The organism is Streptomyces sp. NBC_01235 (assembly GCF_035989285.1).
Classification (GTDB): Bacteria; Actinomycetota; Actinomycetes; order Streptomycetales; family Streptomycetaceae; genus Streptomyces.
The window spans coordinates 3,984,386-4,009,852 of the sequence record NZ_CP108513.1 but is presented as its reverse complement, the minus strand read 5'-3'; the positions used below and the strand labels follow the sequence as shown (position 1 = coordinate 4,009,852).

The window sequence follows — 25,467 nt, the reverse complement described above, 5'->3', positions numbered from 1 at the left end:
GGGGGGTTGCCGCAGGCGCGGGGATGTCACCGGCTCCCGGGCCGCTGCGTCCTGAGCTGCTCGTTCATGATCAGAAATGCGCCGAGGCCGTGGAGGTCGTTGGTCTCCCTGGGCCGTGCGACGTAGAAGTCGTAGGCGCCGACGTTGGTGCCGACGGAGATGTCGGTGAGGTCGGTGCGGCCGTCGGGGCCGAGCGAGATCCTGGCGAGGACACCCTCGTAGCCGCGCCGCGCGACGGACCGGTAGTGCGCGTCGATGTACCCCTGCTGGGCGCCGCGCGAGAGGGCGTAGGTGAACATGCTGGAGCAGGAGGTCTCGGTCCAGTTGTCGCTCCGGCTCCCCTTGTCGATCACCTGGAACCAGCGCCCGGTGGCGGGGTCCTGGTACCGCTCCAGACCGGCGGCCAGATCCCGCAGGATGCCGACGAGTTGGGGGCGGCGGGCGTGGTGCGCGGGGAGGGCGTCGAGCACGTCGACGATCGCCATCGAGTACCAGCCGACCGCCCGGCACCAGTGCTCGGGGGCGAGACCCGTCTCCGGATCGGCCCAGCTCACGGTCTTCGACTCGTCGTAGGCGTGCCGCAGCAGCCCGTTCGAGACCTGGAGGTGGCGGCCGTAGACGGAGAGCTGTCCGGCCGCCTCGTCGTTCGCGTAGGCCGAGTCGCCGAACTCCTTGCCGTACTCGACGAGGAACGGGTTCACCATGTAGACGCCGTCCGACCAGAGCTGGTGGGCGCGGCTGTCGGTGTCGGCATGCCAGAAGCCGCCGTCGGAGGTGCGCGGGTAGCTGTCCAGCCGGTCACGGATCTTCTCGGCCGCGAGGCGGTAGCGGTCCTGGCCGGTCTCGTGGTGCAGGATCACCAGCAGCCGGCCGGCCTGCATGCTGTCCAGGCTGTTGAAGTTCTGGTCGATGGTTCCGTCGCTGTGTACGAAGCGGTCGACATAGCTCTGGATGTAAGCGAGGTGGCGCGGCTCGTGGGTGCGTCGGTAGGTGAGGTACTGGCCGTAGAGATACAGGCCGACGGGGTACGACCAGCCGCCGATGGTGCTCGGTGTGAAGCGGGCCGTGGTCGAGTCGACCATGGCCACGGACCAGTCGGTGGCGGCGGCCGTACGGGTGACCGGCGTGTGCTGCGGGGCGGTCGGCGGGGCCGCGGCCGAGACCGTCAGCAGACCCGCCGTGGCGAGCGCTCCCGCCGTGAGCACCCCACGCACGCCCCGCAGACGGCTCATGATTCTCCCGCCTTCAGGGCATGGTCCTCCGATGTTTCCTGAACTCTCCGTTCCGCAAGTCGAGTTCCTGAAGGTTCCTCGCTCATGAGGCGTGCTCGCTTTCCTGGGGAGTGAGGGTGCGTGGAGTGCGGAGAGACTCCAGGCGGACGCCAGCCGTTCACATGCGTGCACCAGGTTCACGCACCGGGTTGAGGGGCGTGCAACAGAGTCCCGGTCGGACCGCGCATGGTCAATGGTCCGGACCGATGAGGTCGGACCTGTTTCTGGCCAATCTCCATTCGACGCAAGGGGGTTGACGGCACCGCCGAGGCGGGTCCACTTTGTACGGCACCCGGTAAGGAAACTTTCCTATCAGAAGAAGGGTCCCCCACAGTGCGCTCTCGAACACTGACCCTCACCGCGGCCGCCGGCGCCGCCCTCCTCGCCACCGCCGTCCTCCCGGCGAACGCCTCCGGCGCCTCGACGCGGGAGGGCTCGGTCAGCGCGGCCGACCTGCTCGCCAAGGTGACGTCCTGCTCGCAGATCTCGAACGGCAAGTACAAGACCGACGACGAGACGTCGGCCTCCGTCCCGGTGTGCGGCAAGAACGGCGCCGTCTTCTGGAAGGCCGACATGGACATCGACTGCGACGGTCAGCGCACCGCCAAGTGCAGCGAGGACACCGACCCCTGGTACCAGGACGACACGGCCTTCCACCAGTCGGACGGCAAGCCGCTGCGCGCCGACGCGCTGCCCTACGTCGTCGTGCCCAGCTCCAGCTCCCTCTGGAACTACGGCTCCGCGGGCATCAAGGGCGGCGGGGTCGTCGCCGTGATCTACCAGAACAAGGTGGAGTACGCGGTCGTCGGCGACACCGGCCCCACGAAGATCATCGGCGAGGCCTCGTACGCGACGGCCAAGGCGCTCGGTATCGATCCGGACCCGGAGAACGGCGGCACCGACTCCGGCGTCACCTACATCCTCTTCAAGAACTCCCAGGTGTCCCCTATCGAGAGCCACAGCGCGGCCGTGGACCTCGGTGACCGGCTGGCCCAGACGTTCATCCGCAACAACTGACCTGTCACTTCCCGGACCCCGGCGCGGCGCCCGCCCGCCGGGGGCCGGCCGTGTCGTACGCGCCCCGGTCGGGTACGGCCGGGGCCTCCACCGCGATCTCCACGACCTGATGCTCCGCGCTGCTGCCGCCCCGCCGTCGGACGGCGCCCGCGAGCACCGGACGTCCGCCCGCGAGCACCGGACGGCCGCTCGTGTGCAGGGCGACGGCGGTCATCGGGACGGCGACGACGAGCAGTGCGGCCCCCAGTACCAGCCCCATCACCGGGAACCCGGCCTGCGCCGACAGCACGCTCCCGGTGAGCGGCCCGGCCGCCGTCCCCAGTGAGGACGCCGACCCGACGAGCACCGCCCAGCGTCCGCGCGGGTCGAGCGAGGCGGCGAGCCCGATCAGGTACGACAGCACGATCGGGTAGAGGACGTTCCAGGCGATCTCACCGGCCGCGAAGCTCACCGGCCCGGTCGCGGACGCGCCGGCGACGACGCAGCCGGCGATGAGGACGGTCCCGGCGCCGATCGGCACCGCCCGCCCCAGCCGCGCCCCGAGCGCGCTCGCGCCCAGCACGCCCATGAGTCCGGCGCCCAGCGCCACCGCGAAGACGACGCCCACGGCGGTCTCGGTGAGGTGGGCCTGGGTCAGGCCGATGCGTCCGCTGACGCCCCAGAGGGAGTTCTGGACCAGCGACCAGCAGGGCATGGCGGCGGCCAGGACGAGGCCGGAGCGCAGGTGGGGGAGGCGGGCGCGGTCCTCGGTTCGGGTGCGGACGGGTGCCGTCCGGCCGGGCAGCCGGCCGGTCAGCGGCCACACGGTCAGCGCGGTGAGCGCGATCGCGGCGAGCGGCTGCCCGTGCCCCGCGCCCAGGTGAGGCACCGTCAGGTAGACGGCGCCCGCGAGCGCGGAGACCCCGAGCAGGCCCAGCGTGGAGGCGCGGTGCGGGTCGGGCTGGGCGGCGATCCGGGTGGCGGCGACCGTCGTGGCCGTACCGGACCCGAAGCCGCCGAGAACCGCGCCCGCGACGACGGCCGGCACGTCACCGGCGAGGGCGGCGCCGCCGTATCCGAGGACGGCGAGGGTCAGCCCGATCCGGGCGAGGGTCCGTGCGCCGATCCGCTCCACGCGGGAGGCGAGCAGGAACCCGGCGGAGGCCGAACTCAGCAGCAGGGCACTGCCGACGGCTCCCGCCTCGGTGGCGGACAGCGGCAGCCCGGCGTCCAGCCGGCCGACGACGGTCGGCAGCAGGTAGGGGGCGAGGTACCCGGCCGTGAAAAGGGCGACGACGGGCCAGGGCACGGTGGTGCGAGGGGCGAACACGGGCGTTCCAGGGCATGCGAAAGGGGCGGCTCGAGAAAGGGTTGGGGCGCCGACCGTCGACGGACAGGAACGCGCGGGCAATTTGTATCAAGCACGCGGTTGCGGAAGAAGGGCGGGGTGGGTGATGTGGATCACTTTGGGTTTGGGGTGGGGGAGCCCGGGTAGCAGCGAGCGCTATCGCCAGTCGGCGGCCCCGCCGGAACCCGGCGCCGTCGCCTCGATCTTCGCCCTGATCTCCCGCATCACCGCCACGATCCGCTCCTCGTGCTCCGAGGTCAGCCGGGCCACCGGCACCGAGCAACTGACCGCGTCCTGCGCGGGAGTGTCGTAGCGCAGCGCGAACCCGAAGCCGACGATGCCGAGGACGCCCTCCTCGCGGTCCACGGAGTACCCGCGCACCCGCACCTCGGCAAGGTCGGCCAGCAGCGACTCCCGGCCGGTGTGGGAGTGCGGGGTCAGTGCCTCGTACGGCCCCTCGGGCAGCTCCTCGTCCGGCCGTTCGGCCAGCAGCGCCTTGCCGAGCGCGCCGACGTGCGCGGGCAGCCGCCGTCCGACCCGGCTGATGGTGCGCAGGTATTCGTGCGACTCGCGCGTCGCCAGATATGCGACGCCCCGGCCGTCCAGCCGCCCCAGGTGGATCGTCTCGCCCAGCGCCTCCGACGCCTCGTCGAGGTAGGGCCGCACCAGCCGGACGTGCGGGTCGGAGTCGAGATAGCTGGTGCCGGTCAGCAGGGCGTGGATGCCGATGCCGTACAGGGAGCCGGTGACGTCCGTGCGCACCCAGCCCCGGCTGATCAGGGTCTGGAGCAGCGCGTACATCGAGCTGCGCGGCACGTCCAGCTCGTCCGCCAGCTCCTGAAGCCGCGCCGGCCGGTCCCCGCGCGCCGCGAGCAGTTCCAGCAGCTCGACCGTGCGCGCCGCCGACTTCACCTCGCGGACGCCGCCCCCGCCACCTGTCTCCGCCATGAGCCGATCGTAAACGGGACGGCCGGCCCGCCCCATTGACGACCGGTGTTCGCGTATCTAATCTCCATCTTCATGCATGGATGACGTCTACATAGGGAGATGACCGAGGGTGAGCCTCGACAGGGACGCGGCCCGGGAAACGGTCCGGGAAACGGTCCGACGCCTGCGGGACGGCATGGCACAGGGAGTGCTGTCGTTCCCGCTCACAAGCTTCCACGACGACGGCTCCCTCGACCCCGACGGCTTCCGCGCGCACGTCGCGGCCCAGATCGCGACCGCCCCCGGCGCCGTCTTCCCCGCCTGCGGAACCGGCGAGTTCTTCTCCCTCGACGAGGACGAGTACCGGCAGGTCGTGACGATCACCGTCGAGGAGGCGGCCGGCCGCGTGCCCGTCGTCGCCGGGGTCGGCTACGGCTGGGCCCAGGCCGTCCGGTTCGCGCGCATCGCCGAGGAGGCCGGCGCCGACGCCCTCCTCGTCCTCCCGCACTACCTCGTCGCCGCCCCGCAGGACGGCCTCGTCGCCCAGCTGGAGCAGATCGCCGCCCGCACCCGGCTGCCCCTCATCGCCTACCAGCGCGGACAGGTCGCCTTCACGGCCGCCTCGCTGAGGCGGATCGCCGCCCTCCCCACCCTCATCGGCCTCAAGGACGGCCACAGCGACCTCGACCGCCTCCAGCGCCTCACCCTCGCCGCCCCCGAGGACTTCCTCTTCTTCAACGGCGCCGCCACCGCCGAGATCCAGGCCCGCGCCTACGCCACCGTCGGCGTCCCCGCCTACTCCTCCGCCGTCCACGCCTTCGCCCCCGAGATCGCGAACGCCTTCTTCGGCGCGCTGCAGGGCGGCGACGACAAGACGGTGGAGCGGCTGCTGCGCGACTTCTACGTCCCGCTCGTCGAACTCCGCGACCGCGTGCCGGGCTACGCCGTGTCCCTGGTGAAGGCGGCGGCCCGCCTGCGCGGACGCCCCGTCGGCCCGGTCCGCGCCCCGCTCACCGACCCCTCGCCCGCCGACCTGGCCGACCTCACGACCCTCCTGGCCACCGGCCTCGACCTCGTGGGAGCCGCCCTGTGAGCCCCGACCTCACGATCACGGACGTCCGCCTGACCCCGATCCTGGTCGCCGACCCGCCCCTGCTCAACACCCAGGGCGTGCACCAGCCGTACACCCCCCGCCTGATCGTCGAGGTCGTGACGGCCGGCGGGACCACGGGCGTCGGCGAGACCTACGGCGACACCAAGTACCTGGAACTGGCCCGCCCCTTCGCCGAGAAGCTGACCGGCCGTCAAGTGAGCGACCTGAACGGGCTGTTCACGGTCGCCGACGAGGTCGCCGTCGACAGCTCCCGGGTCTTTGGCCAGGTCGACGTCGGCGGACTGCGCGGCGTCCAGACCGTCGACAAGCTGCGCCTGTCCGTCGTCTCCGCCTTCGAGGTCGCATGCCTCGACGCCCTCGGCAAGGCGCTCGGCCTGCCCGTGCACGCGCTGCTCGGCGGCAAGGTGCGCGACGCGGTCGAGTACAGCGCCTACCTCTTCTACAAGTGGGCCGACCACCCCCAGGGCGTCGCGGCGGAGAAGGACGACTGGGGCGCGGCCGTCGACCCGGCTTCAGTCGTCGAGCAGGCCCGCCGCTTCAAGGATCGCTACGGCTTCACCTCCTTCAAGCTCAAGGGCGGTGTCTTCCCGCCGGACGAGGAGATCGCCGCCGTACGGGCCCTGGCCGAGGCCTTCCCCGGCCACCCCCTCCGGCTCGACCCCAACGGCGCCTGGTCCGTGGAGACCTCGCTGAAGGTGGCCGAGGAGATCGGCGGCATCCTCGAATACCTGGAGGACCCGGCCCTCGGCACCCCGGCCATGGCCGAGGTCGCAGCGAAGACCGACGTGCCGCTCGCCACCAACATGTGCGTGACGACGTTCGCCGAGATCAAGGAGGCGTTCTCTCGCGACGCCGTCCAGGTCGTCCTGTCCGACCACCACTACTGGGGCGGACTGCGCAACACCCAGCAACTCGCCGCGATCTGCCGGACGTTCGGCGTCGGCGTCTCCATGCACTCCAATACCCACCTCGGGATCAGCCTGGCCGCGATGACCCATGTCGCGTCGACCGTCCCCAACCTCCACCACGCCTGCGACTCCCACTACCCCTGGCAGTCGGAGGACGTCCTCACCGAGCGCCTCACCTTCACCGACGCCAAGGTCACCGTCTCCGACGCGCCCGGCCTCGGCGTCGAACTCGACCGCGACAAGCTCGAGTTCCTGCACCAGCGGTGGCTCGACGACGACGGCGCCCTGCGCGAACGCGACGACGCGGCCGCGATGCGCGTCACCGACCCGGAGTGGGTCACACCGACGGTGCCTCGCTGGTAGGCGTCGGCCGGACGGGAGGCTTCAGCGCGGCGAGCCGGCGCAGGATCGGTCTCCGGGGATCTCCACTCAGCCGGGTGGCCACCGGGACCACGAGGACGGCGCGGCCGGTGGGTCCGCGCCGGGAAGTTGCGCCGGCTGCGCGTGTGACGGACGGCGTGTTGTCGGTGGTGTGGTGCACACTGGCCAGATCGGCACCACGTCAGGGAGCGCACCGTGACCGCGTCCAACGAGTCCACCGGAGAGGGACACCACCAGACCGGCCAGACCGGCCACAGCAGCCAGAACGGCCACAGCAGCCCGGCCGGCTACAGCAGCCCGACCGGCCCGACCAGCCAGAACGGCCACAGCAGCCCGGCCGGCCAGACCAGCCAGAACGGCAAGACCGGCCACAGCAGCCCGGCCGGCCCGATCGGCCAGAACGGTCGCATCTGCCGGGCTGCCGGGGTCGACCCCCTGGCCGCCCGCCGCGCCCCCGACGATCCGCCGTGGGACGTCTACCTCACCGGCCCCGTCTTCCTCGACATCATCTTCACCGGCCTCGACTCCGCCCCGGTGCGCGGGACGGAGTCCTGGGCGCGCGGAATGGGGTCGAGCCCCGGCGGCGTCGCCAACATGGCCACCGCGCTCGCGCGCCTCGGCCTGCGCACCTCCCTCGCGGCGGCCTTCGGTGACGACCACTACGGCGAGTACTGCTGGGACGCCCTCGAACGAGGCGAGGGCATCGACCTCAGCACCTCGCGCACGGTCCCCGGCTGGCACTCCTCGGTCACCGTCTCCATGGCCTACGAAGGGGAGCGCACGATGGTCTCGCACGGCCACGAGCCGCCCCCGGAGGAGCCCGCGCCTGCCTGCCCGCCGCCCGCCCGCGCCGCCGTCGCCTCCCTCACCCCCGGCAGACGCGCTCCCTGGATCCAGCAGGCCGCCGCCCGCGGCACCCGCATCTTCGCCGACGTCGGCTGGGACGACACAGGCGCCTGGAACCTCGCGGGCCTCGCCGACCTGGAGCACTGCGAGGCCTTCCTGCCGAACGCGGAGGAGGCCATGCGCTACACCGGCGCCACCTGCCCCCGCGCCGCCGCCCACGCCCTCACCGCTCACGTACCGCTCGCGGTCGTCACACTCGGTGCGGAGGGCGCGTACGCCGTGGACCGCCGGACCGGCGAGAGCGCCGAGGTCCCGGCCATCGCCGTAGAGGCCCTCGACCCCACCGGCGCAGGGGACGTCTTCGTGGCCGGCTTCGTCACCGGCACCCTCGCCGACTGGCCCCTCGCCGACCGCCTCGCCTTCGCCGGCCTCACCGCCGCCCTCTCCGTCCAGGAGTTCGGCGGTTCGCTCTCCGCCCCCGGCTGGTCCGAGATCGCGGCCTGGTGGCGCGAGGTCCAGTCGGTCGAGGGCCAGGACCCCGAGGCGCTGCACCGCTACGCGTTCCTGGACGGCCTGCTCCCGGAGCAGCTCCTGACGGAGGAGGAGGCCGCCCAGTGGCCGCTGCGCAGGGCGGTCCCGACGATCGGTTTCGGCCGCTCGGCATAGTCACCGGACCCGGTAAAAGCCCTACGGCGTTGTCAGTCCCCTGGCGTACCCTTGAACTCGCCAGGCCGCCCTTGTGGCAGGCGAGACGCATCCGGGAGGACGTAGAGGCCTTCGGGCCGGCCTATGACTCAGACACCCACAGCTCACACGCCCGCGCAGGGCAAGGCGAGAGCACAGTTCACCGTTCCCGCCCAGCACCCCATGGTGACGGTGCTGGGATCCGGAGACTCTCTTCTGCGCGTGATAGAGACGGCCTTCCCGGCGGCCGACATCCACGTCCGGGGCAATGAGATCAGCGCGGTCGGCGACCCACGGGAAGTCGCCCTCATCCAGCGCCTGTTCGACGAGATGATGCTGGTGCTCCGCACCGGGCAGCCGATGACGGAGGACGCAGTGGAACGCTCGATCGCCATGCTGCGGGCGAGTGAGAACGGGACGAGTGACGGCCAGGAGACCCCGGCCGAGGTACTGACACAGAACATCCTGTCCTCGCGCGGCCGCACCATCAGACCCAAGACCCTCAACCAGAAGCGGTACGTCGACGCGATCGACAAGCACACGATCGTCTTCGGCATCGGCCCGGCCGGCACCGGCAAGACCTATCTGGCCATGGCCAAGGCGGTCCAGGCCCTGCAGTCCAAGCAGGTCAACCGCATCATCCTGACCCGCCCGGCGGTCGAGGCGGGGGAGCGGCTGGGCTTCCTCCCCGGCACCCTCTACGAGAAGATCGACCCCTACCTCCGCCCGCTGTACGACGCCCTGCACGACATGCTGGACCCGGACTCGATCCCGCGGCTGATGGCGGCCGGGACGATCGAGGTCGCGCCCCTGGCCTACATGCGTGGTCGTACGCTCAACGACGCCTTCATCATCCTGGACGAGGCTCAGAACACGAGCCCCGAGCAGATGAAGATGTTCCTCACCCGGCTCGGCTTCGACTCGAAGATCGTGATCACGGGTGACGTGACCCAGGTGGACCTGCCCAACGGCACCAAGTCCGGTCTGCGTCAGGTCCAGGACATCCTGGAGGGCGTCGACGACGTCCACTTCTCCCGCCTGTCGTCCCAGGATGTCGTCCGGCACAAGCTGGTCGGCCGTATCGTCGACGCGTACGAGAAGTACGACAGCCACAACGGTACGGAGAACGGCACCCACAAGGGCGGCCGTAACAAGCGGAAGTAGACAAGCCAGCACCATGTCGATCGACGTCAACAACGAGTCCGGAACCGAGGTCGACGAGCAGGCGATCCTCGACATCGCCCGCTACGCGCTCGCGCGGATGCGCATCCACCCGCTGTCCGAGCTCTCGGTGATCGTCGTGGACGCCGATGCCATGGAGCAGTTGCACATCCAGTGGATGGACCTGCCGGGGCCGACGGACGTCATGTCCTTCCCGATGGACGAACTGCGTCCGCCGTCGAAGGACGACGACGAGCCCCCGCAGGGCCTCCTCGGCGACATCGTGCTGTGCCCCGAGGTCGCCGAGCGGCAGGGCAAGGAAGCGCCGACGCAGCACTCCATGGACGAGGAGCTCCAACTACTCACCGTCCACGGGGTGTTGCACCTGCTCGGCTACGACCACGAGGAGCCCGACGAGAAGGCCGAGATGTTCGGCCTCCAGCAGGCCATCGTGGACGGCTGGCGCGCGGAGAAGGGCCTGACCGGTCCCTCGCCGGCCCCGACCGTCTCATGAGCCTCGCCCTCGTCTCCGGCGCGATCGCCCTGGTCGTCGTCGCGTGGCTCGCCGCCTGTGCGGAGGCGGGCCTCGCGCGCGTCTCCAGCTTCCGCGCCGAGGAGGCCGTACGGTCCGGACGGCGCGGAAGCGCCAAGCTGGCGCAGATCGCCGCCGACCCCACCCGCTACCTGAACGTGGCGCTGCTGGTCCGCGTCGCCTGCGAGATGGCCGCCGCCGCGCTGGTCACCTACGCCTGCCTCCAGGAGATCGACGGCACGGCCCCGGCGCTGTTCGCCGCGATCGGCGTCATGGTCCTGGTGTCGTACGTCGCCGTCGGCGTCTCCCCGCGCACGATCGGCCGCCAGCACCCCCTGAACACGGCGACGGCGGCGGCGTACATCCTCCTCCCCCTGGCGAGGATCATGGGCCCGATCCCGTCCCTCCTCATCCTCATCGGCAACGCGCTGACCCCCGGCAAGGGCTTCCGCCGGGGCCCCTTCGCCTCCGAGGCGGAGCTGCGGGCGCTGGTCGACCTCGCCGAGAAGGAGTCCCTGATCGAGGACGACGAGCGCCGCATGGTGCACTCGGTCTTCGAACTCGGCGACACCCTCGTACGGGAGGTCATGGTCCCGAGGACCGACCTCGTCGTCATCGAGCGCTACAAGACCATCCGCCAGGCCCTGACCCTCGCTCTGCGCTCCGGTTTCTCCCGTATACCCGTGACCGGGGAGAACGAGGACGACATCGTCGGGATCGTGTACCTGAAGGACCTGGTCCGCAAGACGCACATCAGCCGGGACGCCGAGGGCGAGCTGGTCTCGACGGCCATGCGTCCGGCCGCCTTCGTCCCCGACACCAAGAACGCCGGCGACCTGCTGCGCGAGATGCAGCAGGACCGCAACCACGTCGCCGTCGTCATCGACGAGTACGGCGGCACGGCCGGCATCGTCACCATCGAGGACATCCTCGAGGAGATCGTCGGCGAGATCACCGACGAGTACGACCGTGAACTCCCGCCCGTGGAGGAGCTCGGCGACGACCGCTACCGGGTCACCGCCCGCCTCGACATCACCGACCTCGGCGAGCTGTACGGCCTGGAGGAGTACGACGACGAGGACGTGGAGACGGTGGGCGGGCTGCTCGCGAAGGCCCTGGGCCGAGTCCCCATCGCCGGCGCGTCGAGCACGGTCGACCTCCCGGACGGCCGCGCACTGCGCCTGACGGCGGAGGCGGCGGCCGGCCGCCGCAACAAGATCGTGACGGTGCTGGTGGAGCCGGCGGAAGCGCCGCAGGAGGAGAAGCCCGAGTGACGCCCCAGGAACTGCGCGCCTTCTGCCTCTCCTTCAACGCGGTCGTGGAGGACTTCCCGTTCCGCCCGGAGATCTCGGTCTTCAAGGTCGGCGGGAAGCTCTTCGCCCTGACGACCCTGGACGCGAAGCCCCTGACGGTGAACCTCAAGTGCGACCCGGACGACGCGGTGCGCCTGCGCACCGAGCGCCCCGGGCTGATCGTCCCCGGCTACCACATGAACAAGCGCCACTGGAACACGGTGACGGTCGACGGCGACCTCCCCGACCGGCTGCTCCGGGAGCTCATCGAGGACTCGTACGACCTGGTCGTCGCCGGTCTGCCGCGCGCCGAGCGACTGCGGCTCGACCGGCCCTGAGACGGTCGCGGGTACGGGGCCGCACGCCCCGGCGGGTCACTCGATCCCAAGAGGCCCGATGCCCAGGTCCTCGCGCATGAGGTCGCGCATCCTGGCCATGGCGGTACGCCGCTGTGCGATCAGGGGCGCGTCCTCGGCGGAGCCGACGGTGACGCCCCGGGCGTAGGCATCGCGTATCCGGCGCAGGCTGTGAAACGCCTCGTTCCCGGCGGCCACGACCTGCTCCGGGCCCACGAGCCAGAGGCGCTCGCTCGCCGTGTACAGGCCGGTGCTACGGAAGGCTTCCCGGACGGCCGCGTCACGCGCCGACCCGGACATGTGATCACCCAGCGCGACGGCGCGTATCTCCTCACCTGCTGTCTTGAGCGCGGAGACGAACTCCGTGTACACCTCGCGTCGCACCTGCAGCGCGTGCCGGGACTCCTCGCGCCGCCACCGGTTGCGATCGGCGATCAGAGTGGCGGTGATGCCGATGACGGCACCGGTCAGTGTGGAGAGCAGGGGCATCCAGTCCATGCGTCGCAGCTTTTCCGAACCGAGGCGGCCACACCAGTGGCTCAGCTCTGTTCGTCCGCGGTGACCGGCCGCTCGGGGCAGCCGGCCGGACGGAGTTCGTCGGCGCCCCGCGGACGGTGCCTGAGGGGGCGCTCCGTCCTCGGGGACACCTCTTCGTATGCTCAGGGCATGACCGACAGCAACGGGCTCGACCCCGAGGACCGCAAGATCGTCACGCTGGCCCGTTCCGCGCGGGCCCGCAACGGTGTGCCCGAGGGGGCTGCCGTACGAGACGAGACGGGACGTACGTATGTCGCCGGGACGGTGGATCTGCCGTCGCTGAAGCTGAGCGCGCTGCGGACGGCGGTGGCGATGGCGGTGGCCTCGGGGGCGAAGTCGCTGGAGGCGGCGGCCGTGGTGACCGAGGCGGAGGGGGCCGCCGACGCGGACCGGGCCGCTGTGGCGGACCTGGGCGGGGCGGCGACGCCGGTGCTGGTGGCGGCACCGGACGGAACGGTCCGTGTCACGGTCACGGCGGGCTGAGCCGCGACCGCGCTCAACTAAGGCCGGAATTCAACCTTGTCGTCCTCTCATCCCTGACGCATCAATGGAAACGTAATTTCCGACGGACCGTCAGATTCACCCCCCACCGGCACCGGTGTCCGCACCCACCCGTCCCGCTTCGGCCGTCCGTCTCCCCACATCCGGGAAGGAGCCGGAAAACCCATGAGAGGCAAGCGAATCGGATCAGGTGCGGCACTGCTGGCAGGGGCCCTCGCGGTCACCGGGCTGGCGTTCGCACCGTCTGCCGCCGCCGTCACCCCGACGACGGCGACCGTGACCGCCAGCTGCGGTCTGTTCGGCGGCGGTGCCGCCACCCTCACGGCCACCCAGACGGGCACGGCCGCCACCCTCACGCTCTCGTCCACCGCGATCACCGCGCCGATCGCGATCAACGCGAACACCATCGCTTCCACGCTCACGATGGCGAACTCCACCGGCGCCGCCAGGGTCTTCAGCGGCACCGTGAACCCCGCCATGGCCGTCGGCGCCCCGATCACCATCGGTCCGCTCAACGGGACCGTGGCCTCCGGTGACAAGCTCGACTTCAAGGGTGGCTCCCTGAAGATGGTCGTCTTCGGGATCACCGTCACCTGTACGACGTCCACCGCCCAGTCGCCAGGGCCGTTCGTGTTCGACTGATAGCGGTTGAAAACTGAGCAGACGGGCCGTCAGTTTCCTTGCGGGACCAGGAAGCTGACGGTCCATCAGTTGAACTCGCCGCGTCCATTGACTTCTCGTGCGATCCGCACATCAATGCCCCCTGTCGGCGCAGAAGAGCCGCTGCGCCCGCACCCTGGAGGAGGGGGCACTATGGGTTCACCCCGAAGTTCCGGAAGGTCCCGAGGTTCCCGAAGACGGCGCTGGGCGTCGCTGCTCGGGGCGACCGCGCTCGCGGTCACCGCGGGCGGAGCGCTGGCGTGCCCGGCCGGCGCCGCGACCAACGTGGACTTCCCCACGCACTGCATCCCGCCGGCGATCGCGGGCCTCCCGCCGATCGACGGCACCACCACCGCCAAGATCGAGGTGGACAACACCAGCCCGAAGGTCGGCGACACCGTCAACGTGACGTACACGGTGGTCACGCCCGCCGCCAACAACCCCACCGACCTGGCCCTGCCGGCCGACATCATGACGCCGACGGGCAAGGTCACGCTCGGCGGCGCGCAGACCGGCAGTGTCACCGTCGCGGGGCCGAAGAAGAACGACCCGGTGCCCGGCCGCGGCACCTTCCCGTCGTTCTCCATGACCGGCACGTTCACGGTCACCGCACCCGGCGCGATCACCCTCTCGCCCGGCGACTACAACATCCACACCAGCTACATCCTGGAACTGGACACCCCCTGCACGGTGACCAACCCGCCCGCCCCGGTGTCGGAGACGGTCACCGCGGCCGACAACCCGCCGGCCAACACCCGCAACATCAGCCTGGGTTCGGCCTCCGGCAGCCCGGGCGCGAGCGTCACGGTCAGCGGCGGCGGCTTCACGCCGAGCGCCGCGGTCACCGTCGCCGGGCGGACCGGGTCCGACCAGACCGGTGACAGGGCGACCCTGACCGCCAACGCGCAGGGGAACATCTCAGGCTCGCTCGTCGTCAACGATCTCACCACCACCGGGATCGTGGCGTACGAGGGCAGCGCCTGGAGCTCCGACCTGGGCACCCCGCCCGCCGCGTACGTCGTCGTCGACGACACGCCCGTACCCGCGGGCAGTCAGAAGCTGACGACCACCGTGAAGGCCGGCACCCTGTCGATGTCCCAGGCCGGGGACGCCGTGGCGATGTCCGCGGTCGACTTCGGCTCCGGCCAGGCCTCGACCGGGAACCTCAACGCGGTGACGGTCAAGGACTTCCGCGGCGGACCCGCGGGCTGGTCCCTGACCGGCAAGGTCACCGACTTCACCGGCCCCGGCACCAAGATCGACGCCGGCAAGCTGAGCTGGACGCCCGCGTGCACGACCAAGGCGGGCAGCCCGAGCACCTGTCAGGCCGGTTCGGCGGGCACGGTCGGCGCTTCGGGGGCGACCCTGGCGTCCACGCCCGACGGCACGGCCACCGGCGGCGAGTTCACCGCCGACGCCCGACTCTCCCTCGACGTACCGGCGTTCACGCCCCCGGGCAGCTACGCCGGCGTCCTGACCCTCACGCTCACCTGAGCGTACGCACCACGTCCACCGGTGGCCGGGCGCCCGCCCCACAGGTCCGCACCCGCCCGTCCACCCAGCCGCCGAAGCCCGTCCGTGGGGGGTCCGCACCCATGCGCAAGCCGTACGTCCTCCTCCTGCCGTTCCTGCTCTGTCTGCTGTTCGCCGCGCCCGCCCGGGCCGCCGACAACGGCAGCTGGTCCGTCTACCCCGCCTCCTCGGCCGTCGCCGCGCGGCCCTACTTCTACGTCTATGCCGATCCCGGGCAGACGATCGAGGACAAGGTCGTCGTCGCCAACAAGACGGACGAGCCGCTCACCTTCCGGCTGTACGCGGCCGACGCCTACAACACCGCGCGCGACGGCGGGTTCGCCGTGAAGTCGCTCGGGGAGAAGATGCGGGGCGTGGGCGCGTGGGCCGTGCTCCCGAAAGACCGGGTCACCGTGCCCGGCGGCAAGACCGTCACCGTGCCGTTCAGCATCAAGGTGCCCGAGGGCGCCGAACCGGGCGACCATCCGGGCGCGATCGTCGCGCTCGACGAACGGGTCGACAAGGGCGACGGCGGGGTCGCACTCGGCGTGCAGCGGGCCGTCGGCGCCCGGGTCCACCTCCAGGTCGGCGGCCCCACCGTGCCCGCGCTCGCCGTCGAGAACGTCCACATCAGCCACCACCAGCCCCTGATCCCAGGCCTCGGCGACAGCACGGCGACGATCTCCTACACCCTGCACAACACGGGGAACGTCACCCTCGAACCGAAGGTGCAGCTGAAGGCGAGCGGCCTGTTCGGCCGTACGCTCCTCACCCGAGACCTGAAGAAACTCCCCTCCCAGCTGCTTCCAGGGCAGCGCGTCCGCCTCACCGAACGGTGGAGCGCCGCCCCTCAGCTCGACTGGACGGACGTCAAGCTGACGGCGAGCGCCACGAACACGAAGGAGTCGGCGACCGCGTCCTTCGTGGCGGTGCCGTGGCTGGTGGCCGGGGTAGTGGTGGCAGCGATCGCAATCGGGGTGTGGCTCCTGATCAGACGGCGCCGAAGGCCCGCAGGGCCGAGCCGCCAAGGGGCGCGGGGAACTGCGCGACCAGCCACGACGGCCCCGCAGACAAAGATCGGCCAACCCGCCGGAGGCTAGAGCGCGTCCGGCCCCCGCTCACCCGTCCGCACCCGCACGACCGTCTCGACCGGAAGCGCCCACACCTTCCCGTCACCGATCTTCCCGGTCTGCGCGGCACGCACGATCGCGTCGATCACGGCCTCGGAGTCGGCGTCGTCGACGACGACCTCGATCCGCACCTTCGGCACGAGATCGATCTGGTACTCCGCGCCCCGGTAGACCTCGGTGTGGCCGCGCTGGCGGCCGTACCCGCTGGCCTCGGTCACGGTCAGGCCGTGCACGCCGATCTCCTGCAGGGCCGTCTTGACCTCGTCGAGGCGGTACGGCTTGACGATCGCGGTGATGAGCTTCATGCCTGTGGCGTGACCTTCTGGGCGGAGAGGACGGAGTGTGAGCCGACCGGGGCGCCATGGCCCAGGACGCCGTGATCGTATGCGGTCTCGGCGTGCACCGTAAGGTCCAGGCCGGTGTGCTCCTGGTCCTCGTCCGCGCGGAAGCCGATCGTGCGGTCGAGCAGCTTGCCGAGGCCGTACGTCACGGTGAAGGCGTACGCCGCCACGACGGCCACGGCGACCAGCTGCTTGCCCAGCTGGGCGAGCCCGCCGCCGTACAGGAGGCCCTCGGTGCCGCCGGTCATGGTGTCCACCGCGAAGACGCCGATGAGGAGCGTGCCGATGATGCCGCCGACCAGGTGGACGCCGACCACGTCGAGGGAGTCGTCGTAGTTCAGCTTGAACTTCCAGCTCACGGCGTAGGAGCAGACGACACCGGCGGCGAGGCCGACGACCAGGGCGCCGAGCAGGGAGACCGAGCCGCAGGACGGGGTGATCGCGACCAGGCCCGCGACCGCGCCGGAGGCCGCGCCCAGCGTCGTCGGGTGGCCGTCGCGCTTCTGTTCGACGAAGAGCCAGCCCAGCAGGCCGGTGCAGCCGGCGGCGAGGGTGTTGAGGAAGGCGGCGGCGGCGAGGCCGTTCGCGCCGAGCGCGGAGCCGGCGTTGAAGCCGAACCAGCCGAACCAGAGCAGACCCGCGCCCAGCATCACCATGGGCAGGTTGTGCGGACGCATCGCGTCCTTCTTGAAGCCCAGCCGCGGGCCCAGGACCAGGCACAACGCGAGTCCCGAGGCGCCGGAGGTGATCTCGACCGGGAGACCCCCGGCGAAGTCCAGTGCGCCGAGCCTGTCGAGGATCCAGCCACCCGGGCCCCAGACCCAGTGGGTGACGGGAACGTATACGAGGAGCGCCCAGACCGGCACGAACACCAGCCATGCGCCGAACTTCGCCCGGTCGGCGATCGCGCCGCTGATCAGCGCGGCCGTGATGATCGCGAAGGTGAGCTGGAAGGTGGCGAAGAGGAGGGTGGGCACCGTGCCCTGGACGCTGTCCGGGCCGAGACCCGCCATCCCCGCGTGCTCCAGGCCGCCGATCAGCCCGCCGCCGATGTCGTCGCCGAAGGCGAGCGAGTAGCCGGCGGCCAGCCACACCACCGTGACCAGCGCGATCGACACGAAGCTCATCATGAGCATGTTGAGGACGCTCTTCGTGCGGACCATGCCGCCGTAGAAGAGGGCCAGGCCCGGGGTCATCAGCAGGACGAGGGCGGTGGCGGCGAGCAGCCAGGCGGTGTCGCCGGTGTTCGCTTGGGCGGCGGCCAGAGTCACGGGGTCTCCAACGATGCGGGGGCTCGTCAGAGGTTCACCGCCCCGCGTTTCCGGTTGTGCACGGATGTGTTTCCGTGGTGTTTCGTTGCGTGGAGGTTTCCGGGGGCTCACGGTGGAGGGTGTTGCCGCTCGTGTGTACGGCGGGGCTTCGTGGATCAGGGAGAATGGGGGCCATGAGCGTTCGCAACCAGTCATCCGAGCAGTCGGCCGAGTCCGTACACCGTGCCGGCTTCGCCTGCTTCGTGGGCCGCCCCAACGCGGGCAAGTCCACCCTCACGAACGCTCTGGTCGGGAAGAAGGTGGCGATCACCGCCAACCAGCCGCAGACTACGCGGCACACGGTCCGGGGGATCGTGCACCGCCCCGACGCCCAGCTGATCCTGGTCGACACGCCGGGCCTGCACAAGCCGCGCACGCTGCTCGGCGAGCGGCTGAACGACGTCGTGCGCACCACGTGGGCCGAGGTCGACGTCATCGGCTTCTGTCTGCCGGCCAACGAGAAGCTGGGCCCCGGCGACCGGTTCATCGCCAAGGAACTGGCCGGGATCAAGCGGACGCCGAAGGTCGCCGTCGTGACGAAGACCGACCTGGTGGACTCCAAGGCGCTCGCCGAGCAGCTCATCGCGATCGACCAGCTCGGCAAGGAGCTGGGGATCGAGTGGGCGGAGATCGTGCCGGTCTCGGCGGTCGGTGACCAGCAGGTCGAGCTGCTGGCCGACCTGCTGATCCCGATGCTGCCGGAGAGCCCGCCGCTGTACCCCGAGGGCGACCTGACGGACGAGCCCGAGCAGGTGATGGTCGCCGAGCTGATCCGCGAGGCGGCGCTGGAGGGCGTACGGGACGAGCTGCCGCACTCCATCGCGGTGGTCGTCGAGGAGATGCTCCCGCGCGAGGACCGTCCGGCGGACCGGCCGCTGCTCGACATCCACGCGAACATCTACATCGAGCGCCCCAGCCAGAAGGGCATCATCATCGGCCCCAAGGGCAAGCGCCTGAAGGACGTCGGCATCAAATCCCGCAAGCAGATCGAGGCGCTGCTCGGCACGCCGGTCTTCCTGGACCTCCACGTGAAGGTCGCCAAGGACTGGCAGCGCGATCCGAAGCAGTTGCGCAAGCTGGGGTTCTAGGGGTTGGGGGAGGGGCGGTGCGTGGGTGTGGGGTCCGGCAAGGAGATCGGGGCGTTGCTGGGCATGCCGGCCGCGCGGCGTCAGCCGCACATTGATACGGCCTGGACCTCCACGTGAAGGTCGCCAAGGACTGGCAGCGCGATCCGAAGCAGTTGCGCAAGCTGGGGTTCTAGGGGTTGGGGGAGGGGCGGTGCGTGGGTGTGGGGTCCGGCAAGGAGATCGGGGCGTTGCTGGGCATGCCGGCCGCGCGGCGTCAGCCGCACATTGATACGGCCTGGACCTCCACGTGAAGGTCGCCAAGGACTGGCAGCGCGACCCGAAGCAGTTGCGCAAGCTGGGGTTCTGAAGCCGCCCACGGGTTCTAGACGGCCTGCGGGGACATGTCCTGGAGCCCCACCACCCGGAGCAGTTGGAGCCGTTCGTAGGTGTCCGTGCCCGGGCGGGCCGTGTGGATGACCAGGAGCTGGTGGTGCTCGTGGCTGAGCAGGACCTCGCAGTCCAGCTCCAGGAGGCCCACCAGGGGGTGCAGGAAGCGTTTCGTCGCCTTGTGGCGCAGGGACACCTCGTGTTCGGCCCACAGCCGCGCGAACTCCTCGCTTCCCGCGCGGAGTTCGGCGACCAGTGCGGCCGGTTCCGGGTCGTCGGGGCGGGCGGCGGTCACCGCGCGCAGGTTGGCCACGTGGGCGCGGGCGTGGTCCGGCCGGTCCTCCTCCGGGAACAGGTGGCGTGCCTCCGGGTCCAGGAAGTAGCGGCGGAGCAGGTTGCGCTCGCGCCGGGGGAGCGACATCACGTCGAGGGTCAGCGCCCTGGCCATCGCGTTCTGGGCCAGGACCTCGCCGCAGTCGGTCACCACCTGCGCCGGTGCGTCGTGCAGGCGGTCCAGGATCAGCAGCAGCCCGGGCGCGACGTGCGTCGACGCCGTCTCGCGGCGCGGGGGCTCCTCGCCGGCCAGGTGGAACAGGTGGTCGCGTTCGTCGTCGGTGAGGCGCAGGGCGCGGGCCAGCGCCGCCAGCATCTGGCGGGACGGGTGCGGGCCACGGCACTGCTCCAGCCGCGTGTAGTAGTCGACCGACATGCCCGCCAGCTGTGCCACCTCCTCGCGGCGCAGGCCGGGCGTACGGCGGCGGGCGCCCGCTGTCAGGCCCGCGGCCGACGGGGTCAGGCGGGCTCGGCCGCGGCGCAGGAAGTCGGCGAATTCGGCTCGGTTCACGCCTCCAGACTGCGGGAGACCGCCCGCCTTATCCAGGGACTGCCGGTCCCCTGATCGACGGGTCTCTCCCGGTCCTCCCCGCTCCGTTCAAGGCTGGTGGCACCAGACCAAGAGGAGCGGATGACGATGTTGACACTGGTGACGGGCACGACGGGGCAGGTCGGCCGGCGCTTCGTGCCGAGGCTGCTGGCGCAGGCCGGGCCCAACGACCGGGTGCGCATCCTGGTGCGCGACGCGGCGCGTGGGGAGCGGTTCGCGGAGCTGGGCGCCGAGGTGGTGGTCGGGGATCTGCGGGACGTGGAGGCGCTGGCCAAGGCGGTGGCCGGGGCGGACGCGGTCGTGAACGTCGCGGCGTCCTTCCGCGGGGTGCCGGACGAGGAGGCGTGGGCCGTCAACCGGGACGCGGCGGTGGAACTGGGCCGCGCCGCGCTGGCCTCCGGCGTGCGGCGGTTCGTGCAGGTCAGCACGGGGCTGGTCTACGGCCTCGGGCGGGGCCGCCCGCTGACCGAGGAGGACGAGGTCCGGCCCGGCGGCGGCGAGATGTGGGGCGCCTACCCCGAGTCGAAGGGGGTGGCCGAGCGGGAGCTGTTCGCTCTGGACGGCCTGGACGTGCGCGTCGGCCGCCTCGCCTTCGTCTACGGCGAGGGCGATCCGCACCTCGCCCAGTCGCTGATGTGGGCCGGGAACTGGGCGGCGGCCCAGCGGCTGCACATGGTCCACCACGCGGATGTCGCCCAGGGGCTGCTGCGTCTCCTGCACGCGCCGGGAGCCGCCGGCCGGGCCTACAACATCGCCGACGACGCCCCCGTCACGGCGGTCGAACTGCACCAGCTCAACGGGGTCGACGTCCCCGCCGAACTCTACGAGCGCACCGACCCCGACCCGTTCTTCCAGCTGACGTCCACCGACCGCATCCGCCGTGAGCTGGGCTACCGCCCGCTGTACCCCAGCGTGTACGCGGCCCGCGAGGCCGGAGCCCTGTAAAGGAGGCCTTGCACTGTGCCCGCCCGGGTCGCGCGGCCCGGCACCGCACCTCCCCGCGTTGCCGAAAAGCCCTGGTAGCTCCTCCCCCCGCTCTCGACTGCGCTCGAGCGGGGGACGGACCCCCATCAAGGGCTCCGGCGCCTTGCGATGCACGGCACCGGACCACGCGACCTCATCGGGCGCTCATGGTGCAAGGACCCCCAAGCCCGGGCGAAGGTCAGTCCACCCCCCTGATCCGCCGCACCAGCACCGCCCCCGCCAGTCCGATCACGGCGGCCACCAGATACAGCACCCGGTAGCCGCCCAGGTACGTCACGATCGGCGCGGCGAGGGCGGGCGCCGCGACCTGGGGCAGGGCGTTGGCGACGTTGATGACGCCCAGGTCCTTGCCCCGGTCCACGGCCTTCGGCAGCACGTCCGTCATCAGGGCGAAGTCCACGGAGGTGAAGACACCGAACCCCACCCCCAGCACGGCCGCCGCGACGATCGCTCCCGGCCAGGTCTGCCAGGCCGCGAGCCCCGCCGTCGCCACCGCCATCAGCACGCCGGACCAGATCACGAACGGCTTGCGCCGGCCGACCCGGTCCGACCAGACGCCCCCGACGACGACCGTGGCGAGCAGCGTCAGTCCGTTCACCGCCGTCAGGACGAGCACGCCCTGCTCGGGGTCGGCGTAGTCCAGCCGGTCGCGCAGGTAGTAGAGCAGGTACAGCAGCACCAGCGCGTTGCTCAGGTTCATCAGGAAGCGGGTCAGCCACGCCCACCCCAGGTCGGGATACCTGCGCGGGCTCAGCCAGAACCCGGCCGCGAAGCCCCGCCAGGACCACACCGGCCGGTCCGCCACCGCCAGCCGCAGATCCTCGTACCGCAGGACGTACGGCAGCACGCCCACCACCGTGAACACCGCGCACGCCGCATACCCGGCCCCGACGCCCCCGGCGACCGTCGCGAGCCCCGTGCCGCCGACCACGCCCAGGATCTGCGCGGCCCCCAGCCAGCCGCCCACCGAGCCGCGCTGGAGCCGCGGCACCCGGTCCGGCACCGCCGCCGTCACCGCCGCGAAGGCCGCGTTCAGGGTCAGCTGGACCAGGCACCAGCCCGCCGCCATCGTCCAGACCCCGCCCGCGCCCGCGAGCAGCAGCAGCGACAGCGCGCCGCCCGCCGCCCCGGCCACGATCCACGGCGTGCGCCGGCCCCGGCGGGAGGTCGTACGGTCCGACAGGGCGCCGAACAGCGGGTTCGCGGCCAGTGAGACCACTGCTCCGGCGCCGGTCACCCAGGCCAGCATCGTCTCCTTCGACATGCCGGAGCCGGGCGCGAAGTCCTCGGCCTGGGAGGCCAGCAGGATCTGCAGGGGGCCGTACCAGCCCACCCAGATCGCCCCGTTGGCCAGCGACAGGGCCGACGTCCAGCCCCGGCCCACCTGCTCGACGGGCTCGGCCAGCGCGGCTGCCGGGACCCGGTCGGCCGTCGTCATCCCTGTGCCGGCGATCTCTGCGCCCGCAGCACGTCCCGCAGCCAGGCGTACGACGCCTTCGGGGTCCGGGTCTGCGTCGCGAAGTCGACGTGGACCAGGCCGAAGCGGCGCTCGTACCCCTCCGCCCACTCGAAGTTGTCCAGCAGCGACCACACGAAGTAGCCGCGCACGTCGACGCCGGCCTCCAGCGCGTTGTGCAGGGCGCGGAGGTGGCCGTCCAGGTAGGCGATGCGGGCCTGGTCGTCGACGCCCTCGTAGGAGCAGCCGTTCTCGGTGACGACCACCGGCGGGAGGCGGTCGCCGTAGCGGTCCTTGAAGGTCGTCAGGAGTTCGGTCAGGCCTTCCGGGACTACGGGCCAGCCGAAGTCGGTCACCGGGACGCCCTCGATCTCCCGCACGGAGAAGGGGAGTTCGGCCGGCATCGTGATCCCGCCGAACTCGATCTCGGTGCCCTGCGGGGCGCCGACGCGGGTCGGGGCGTAGTAGTTGATCCCGTACCAGTCGAGCGGCTCGGAGATCACCTTCAGGTCGGATGCCACGTCGCCGGGCATCAGCTCGCCCAGCCCCTCCGGATACTCGCCCAGCAGCAGCGGCTCCGCGAACAGGCGGTTCAGCAGGACGTCGTAGAAGGCAGCCGCCTCCAGGTCGGCGGGCTCCTGGGAGGCCGGCCAGGTCGGGCCGTGGGAGTTGGCGACGCCGATGTCCGTGGCGCCGGCCGCGCGCAGGGCCTGGACTGCGAGACCGTGGGCCAGGAGCTGGTGGTGGGCCACCGGGAGCGCGTCGAAGAGCAGCTGCCTGCCCGGCGCGTGGGTGCCGAGGGCATGGCCCAACAGGGTGTGTTCGGCGGGCTCGTTGAGGGTGATCCACTTCTTGACGCGGTCGCCGAGGCGGTCCACGACCACCGACACGTACTCCGCGAACCGGGAAGCGGTGTCCCGCTCCAGCCAGTCCAGGTTCGCCGGGAGGTCCCAGTGGAACAGGGTGGGCACGGGGCGTACGCCCGCCGTCAGCAGTGCGTCGACGAGGCGGTCGTAGAAGTCCGGGCCGCCGGGGGAGTTCACCCTCGGCCAGGAGACGGAGAAGCGGTACGCGTCCACCCCGAGGCCCGACAGGAGGGCCACGTCCTCGCCGTAGCGGTGGTAGTGGTCGCAGGCCACGGCCGCCGTCGAGCCGTCCTTCACCCGCCCCGGCTCGGCCGTGAAGGTGTCCCACACGGACGGCTCGCGCTCGTCCACCGCGCCCTCGATCTGATGGGCGGAGGTGGACACACCCCACAGGAAGCCGGCCGGGAACTGGGGTATCGGGTGCGCCGCGGCACGCGGATCGTTCGCCATGGGCGGGATCATCCTTACCGATCGGTAAGGAAGTCAACGCCCGGGCGTGAAGTGGCAGTTCACGCCCGGCACGACGGACCGGTCAGGCCCCTTCCTTCAGTACCCGCGAGATCAGCTTCCGCTGCTCCTCCGTGAGCCGGGGATCGGCCGCGTACACCGTCCTGCCGTCCACCGTGATCTCGTAACTGAATCCGTCGGGCACGCCCATGGGCGGCCCGCCCTGACCGGCGGCGACCGCCTGCTCGGCCAGGGCGTGCCATTCGCCGGCATCGGGCCGCCCCGAGGTGTTCACCTCGGCCCGCCGCTCGATGCCCGCGAACCCGCCCGTGCGCCTCACCTGAATACGCATGGGTCCCTGTCTATCCCCCGTTCAGAGAATCCGCACCCCCACCTGCTCCCACGCCTTCTCCACGGCCTGGAACTCGTCACCGCCGTCGCCGAAGCGCTCGCGCGCGGCCTTCACCGTCAGCTTGGCGAAGTCGTTGAAGAGAGCCCTCTCCGTGAGCTCGCCGCCGGTCAGGACGTCGTACCAGATCTGGCCGGCCTTCTCCCAGGCGTGGCCGCCGAGGGCGGTGGCGGCCAGGTAGAAGGCGTGGTTGGGGATGCCCGAGTTGATGTGGACACCGCCGTTGTCGCGGCCGGTGCGCACGTAGCCGTCCATCGTCGCGGGCTGCGGGTCCTTGCCGAGGACGTCGTCGTCGTACGCGGTGCCCGGCGCCTTCATGGAGCGCAGGGCGGTGCCGGTGACGCCCGGGGCGAGCAGGCCCGCGCCGATCAGCCAGTCGGCCTCGGCGGCGGTCTGGCCGAGCGAGTACTGCTTGATGAGCGAGCCGAAGACGTCGGACATCGACTCGTTGAGCGCGCCCGGCTGGCCGTTGTAGGTCAGGTTCGCCGTGTACTGCGTGACGCCGTGGGTGAGCTCGTGCCCGATGACGTCGATGGAGGTGGTGAAGTCGACGAAGATCTCGCCGTCACCGTCGCCGAACACCATCTGCTCGCCGTTCCAGAAGGCGTTGTTGTAGCCCTCGTCGTAGTGGACGCTGGCGTCCAGGGGCAGACCGTCGCCGTCGATCGAGTGGCGCTGGTAGGCCTTGAGGTAGAGGTCGAAGGTGGCGCCGAGCCCGGAGTAGGCGCGGTTGACGGTGGCGTCCTGGCCGGGGTCGGAGCCCTCGGCGCGGACCTTGGTGCCCGGCAGGGTGGTGCCGTGCTCGCAGTCGTAGATGGTGCGCAGCGGCTGGTCCGACGGTGCCTTCGCCGGCGGGGCGGCCGCGAGGCCGTACTCGGTGGTCACCTGGCGGAGTACGCGCAGCTCGCTGTCGCGCAGGATGGTGCGCCGGGCGGGACCGGAGAGGGCCGGGTTGTCGCTCCTGGCCAGCCGGTCGAGGATGTGCGGCGGTACGACGGTGCAGAAGACGGGCTCGAAGCCCCCGTGAGTCGTCATGCCCGGCACCCTTGCACTGCGTTATCCCGCTGTCACCACAGGCAACCATGATCGGTGAAAAACGGTGACAAACGTGGCCGATCCGTCGCTTCAAGTGGTATGGAGCACGTTTCGTCCCTTTTCCTG

The 25,467-nt window shown here is 71.3% G+C and carries 25 protein-coding genes; 14 read left to right on the top strand and 11 right to left on the bottom strand.

Going from position 1 to position 25,467, the window contains the following annotated elements; all coding sequences use genetic code 11:
* Positions 1 to 26 precede the first annotated feature (26 nt).
* Positions 27 to 1,232, bottom strand: coding sequence for a glycoside hydrolase family 88/105 protein (locus OG289_RS17645; RefSeq protein WP_327314982.1), 1,206 nt, complete (start codon positions 1,230 to 1,232; stop codon positions 27 to 29).
* 372 nt (positions 1,233 to 1,604) lie between these two features.
* Between OG289_RS17645 and OG289_RS17640 the strand changes: the two genes are divergently transcribed.
* Positions 1,605 to 2,288: a glycoside hydrolase family 75 protein gene (locus tag OG289_RS17640; RefSeq protein ID WP_327314981.1), complete on the top strand. Its 684-nt coding sequence runs from the start codon at positions 1,605 to 1,607 to the stop codon at positions 2,286 to 2,288.
* Between the two features lie 4 nt (positions 2,289 to 2,292).
* On the opposite strand, the gene OG289_RS17635 is transcribed toward OG289_RS17640, so the two are convergent.
* Together OG289_RS17635 and OG289_RS17630 are read right to left on the bottom strand one after the other, a co-directional pair.
* Entirely contained in the window at positions 2,293 to 3,597 is a 1,305-nt protein-coding gene (locus OG289_RS17635) for an MFS transporter (protein WP_327314980.1), read from the bottom strand.
* A 174-nt stretch (positions 3,598 to 3,771) separates the two neighbouring features.
* Positions 3,772 to 4,563, bottom strand: a complete 792-nt coding sequence (locus tag OG289_RS17630; RefSeq protein WP_327314979.1) for an IclR family transcriptional regulator — start codon at positions 4,561 to 4,563, stop codon at positions 3,772 to 3,774.
* 175 nt (positions 4,564 to 4,738) lie between these two features.
* Here OG289_RS17630 and OG289_RS17625 point away from each other — a divergent pair, with 175 nt between their 5' ends.
* The 7 genes from OG289_RS17625 to OG289_RS17595 all read left to right on the top strand — a co-directional run bounded on the left by OG289_RS17625 (position 4,739) and on the right by OG289_RS17595 (position 11,798).
* A complete protein-coding gene (locus OG289_RS17625) occupies positions 4,739 to 5,635 on the top strand; it encodes a 5-dehydro-4-deoxyglucarate dehydratase (protein ID WP_327320716.1) in 897 nt (298 codons plus the stop codon).
* Positions 5,632 to 6,927 (top strand): glucarate dehydratase family protein, encoded by a 1,296-nt coding sequence (locus OG289_RS17620; RefSeq protein WP_327314978.1) that lies wholly within the window; start codon positions 5,632 to 5,634, stop codon positions 6,925 to 6,927. The genes OG289_RS17625 and OG289_RS17620 overlap by 4 nt, the downstream gene beginning before the upstream one ends.
* A 408-nt stretch (positions 6,928 to 7,335) precedes the next feature.
* Positions 7,336 to 8,457, top strand: coding sequence for a carbohydrate kinase family protein (locus OG289_RS17615; RefSeq protein ID WP_327320715.1), 1,122 nt, complete (start codon positions 7,336 to 7,338; stop codon positions 8,455 to 8,457).
* A gap of 123 nt (positions 8,458 to 8,580) precedes the next feature.
* Positions 8,581 to 9,639 (top strand): PhoH family protein, encoded by a 1,059-nt coding sequence (locus OG289_RS17610; RefSeq protein ID WP_327314976.1) that lies wholly within the window; start codon positions 8,581 to 8,583, stop codon positions 9,637 to 9,639.
* 13 nt (positions 9,640 to 9,652) lie between these two features.
* Entirely contained in the window at positions 9,653 to 10,150 is a 498-nt protein-coding gene (ybeY, locus tag OG289_RS17605; RefSeq protein ID WP_327314975.1) for an rRNA maturation RNase YbeY, read from the top strand.
* A complete protein-coding gene (locus OG289_RS17600; RefSeq protein WP_327314974.1) occupies positions 10,147 to 11,442 on the top strand; it encodes a hemolysin family protein in 1,296 nt (431 codons plus the stop codon). Before ybeY ends, OG289_RS17600 begins: the two co-directional genes overlap by 4 nt.
* Positions 11,439 to 11,798 (top strand): MmcQ/YjbR family DNA-binding protein, encoded by a 360-nt coding sequence (locus OG289_RS17595; RefSeq protein WP_327314973.1) that lies wholly within the window; start codon positions 11,439 to 11,441, stop codon positions 11,796 to 11,798. The genes OG289_RS17600 and OG289_RS17595 overlap by 4 nt, the downstream gene beginning before the upstream one ends.
* 36 nt (positions 11,799 to 11,834) lie before the next feature.
* Here the strand turns inward: OG289_RS17595 and OG289_RS17590 are convergent, their stop codons facing one another.
* The gene (locus OG289_RS17590) at positions 11,835 to 12,314 is read right to left on the bottom strand and encodes a hypothetical protein (RefSeq protein WP_327314972.1); all 480 of its coding nucleotides are present in this window, start codon (positions 12,312 to 12,314) and stop codon (positions 11,835 to 11,837) included.
* A 168-nt stretch (positions 12,315 to 12,482) separates the two neighbouring features.
* Between OG289_RS17590 and OG289_RS17585 the strand changes: the two genes are divergently transcribed.
* The 4 genes from OG289_RS17585 (at position 12,483) to OG289_RS17570 (ending at position 16,126) form a co-directional block, all read left to right on the top strand.
* Positions 12,483 to 12,836: a cytidine deaminase gene (locus tag OG289_RS17585; RefSeq protein ID WP_327314971.1), complete on the top strand. Its 354-nt coding sequence runs from the start codon at positions 12,483 to 12,485 to the stop codon at positions 12,834 to 12,836.
* Positions 12,837 to 13,019: 183 nt separating this feature from the next.
* On the top strand, positions 13,020 to 13,496 hold the full coding sequence (locus tag OG289_RS17580; protein ID WP_327314970.1) for a hypothetical protein: 477 nt from the start codon (positions 13,020 to 13,022) through the stop codon (positions 13,494 to 13,496).
* 171 nt (positions 13,497 to 13,667) lie between these two features.
* On the top strand, positions 13,668 to 15,008 hold the full coding sequence (locus OG289_RS17575; RefSeq protein ID WP_327314969.1) for a beta-xylosidase: 1,341 nt from the start codon (positions 13,668 to 13,670) through the stop codon (positions 15,006 to 15,008).
* A 101-nt stretch (positions 15,009 to 15,109) separates the two neighbouring features.
* Positions 15,110 to 16,126: a WxL protein peptidoglycan domain-containing protein gene (locus OG289_RS17570; RefSeq protein ID WP_327314968.1), complete on the top strand. Its 1,017-nt coding sequence runs from the start codon at positions 15,110 to 15,112 to the stop codon at positions 16,124 to 16,126.
* Here OG289_RS17570 and OG289_RS17565 read toward each other — a convergent pair.
* On the bottom strand, positions 16,123 to 16,461 hold the full coding sequence (locus OG289_RS17565) for a P-II family nitrogen regulator (RefSeq protein WP_327314967.1): 339 nt from the start codon (positions 16,459 to 16,461) through the stop codon (positions 16,123 to 16,125). The two genes, OG289_RS17570 and OG289_RS17565, sit on opposite strands and share 4 nt — an antisense overlap.
* Positions 16,458 to 17,768: an ammonium transporter gene (locus tag OG289_RS17560; RefSeq protein WP_327314966.1), complete on the bottom strand. Its 1,311-nt coding sequence runs from the start codon at positions 17,766 to 17,768 to the stop codon at positions 16,458 to 16,460. The genes OG289_RS17565 and OG289_RS17560 overlap by 4 nt, the downstream gene beginning before the upstream one ends.
* A 173-nt stretch (positions 17,769 to 17,941) precedes the next feature.
* Between OG289_RS17560 and era the strand changes: the two genes are divergently transcribed.
* The gene (gene era, locus OG289_RS17555; RefSeq protein WP_327314965.1) at positions 17,942 to 18,895 is read left to right on the top strand and encodes a GTPase Era; all 954 of its coding nucleotides are present in this window, start codon (positions 17,942 to 17,944) and stop codon (positions 18,893 to 18,895) included.
* Positions 18,896 to 19,256: 361 nt separating this feature from the next.
* Here the strand turns inward: era and OG289_RS17550 are convergent, their stop codons facing one another.
* Complete coding sequence (locus OG289_RS17550) at positions 19,257 to 20,105, bottom strand: helix-turn-helix transcriptional regulator (RefSeq protein ID WP_327314964.1); 849 nt, start codon at positions 20,103 to 20,105, stop codon at positions 19,257 to 19,259.
* Between the two features lie 126 nt (positions 20,106 to 20,231).
* Here OG289_RS17550 and OG289_RS17545 point away from each other — a divergent pair, with 126 nt between their 5' ends.
* Entirely contained in the window at positions 20,232 to 21,089 is an 858-nt protein-coding gene (locus tag OG289_RS17545) for an NAD-dependent epimerase/dehydratase family protein (RefSeq protein ID WP_327320714.1), read from the top strand.
* A gap of 217 nt (positions 21,090 to 21,306) precedes the next feature.
* Here the strand turns inward: OG289_RS17545 and OG289_RS17540 are convergent, their stop codons facing one another.
* From OG289_RS17540 to OG289_RS17525, 4 genes are all read right to left on the bottom strand, one after another.
* Positions 21,307 to 22,566 carry an MFS transporter gene (locus OG289_RS17540; protein ID WP_327314963.1) on the bottom strand — a complete coding sequence of 420 codons (1,260 nt, stop codon included), beginning with the start codon at positions 22,564 to 22,566 and terminating at the stop codon, positions 21,307 to 21,309.
* The gene (locus OG289_RS17535; protein WP_327314962.1) at positions 22,563 to 23,900 is read right to left on the bottom strand and encodes a GH1 family beta-glucosidase; all 1,338 of its coding nucleotides are present in this window, start codon (positions 23,898 to 23,900) and stop codon (positions 22,563 to 22,565) included. Before OG289_RS17535 ends, OG289_RS17540 begins: the two co-directional genes overlap by 4 nt.
* 82 nt (positions 23,901 to 23,982) lie before the next feature.
* A complete protein-coding gene (locus OG289_RS17530) occupies positions 23,983 to 24,249 on the bottom strand; it encodes a protealysin inhibitor emfourin (protein WP_327314961.1) in 267 nt (88 codons plus the stop codon).
* A gap of 21 nt (positions 24,250 to 24,270) precedes the next feature.
* Positions 24,271 to 25,341 (bottom strand): M4 family metallopeptidase, encoded by a 1,071-nt coding sequence (locus OG289_RS17525; RefSeq protein ID WP_327314960.1) that lies wholly within the window; start codon positions 25,339 to 25,341, stop codon positions 24,271 to 24,273.
* Between the last annotated feature and the right edge of the window lie 126 nt (positions 25,342 to 25,467).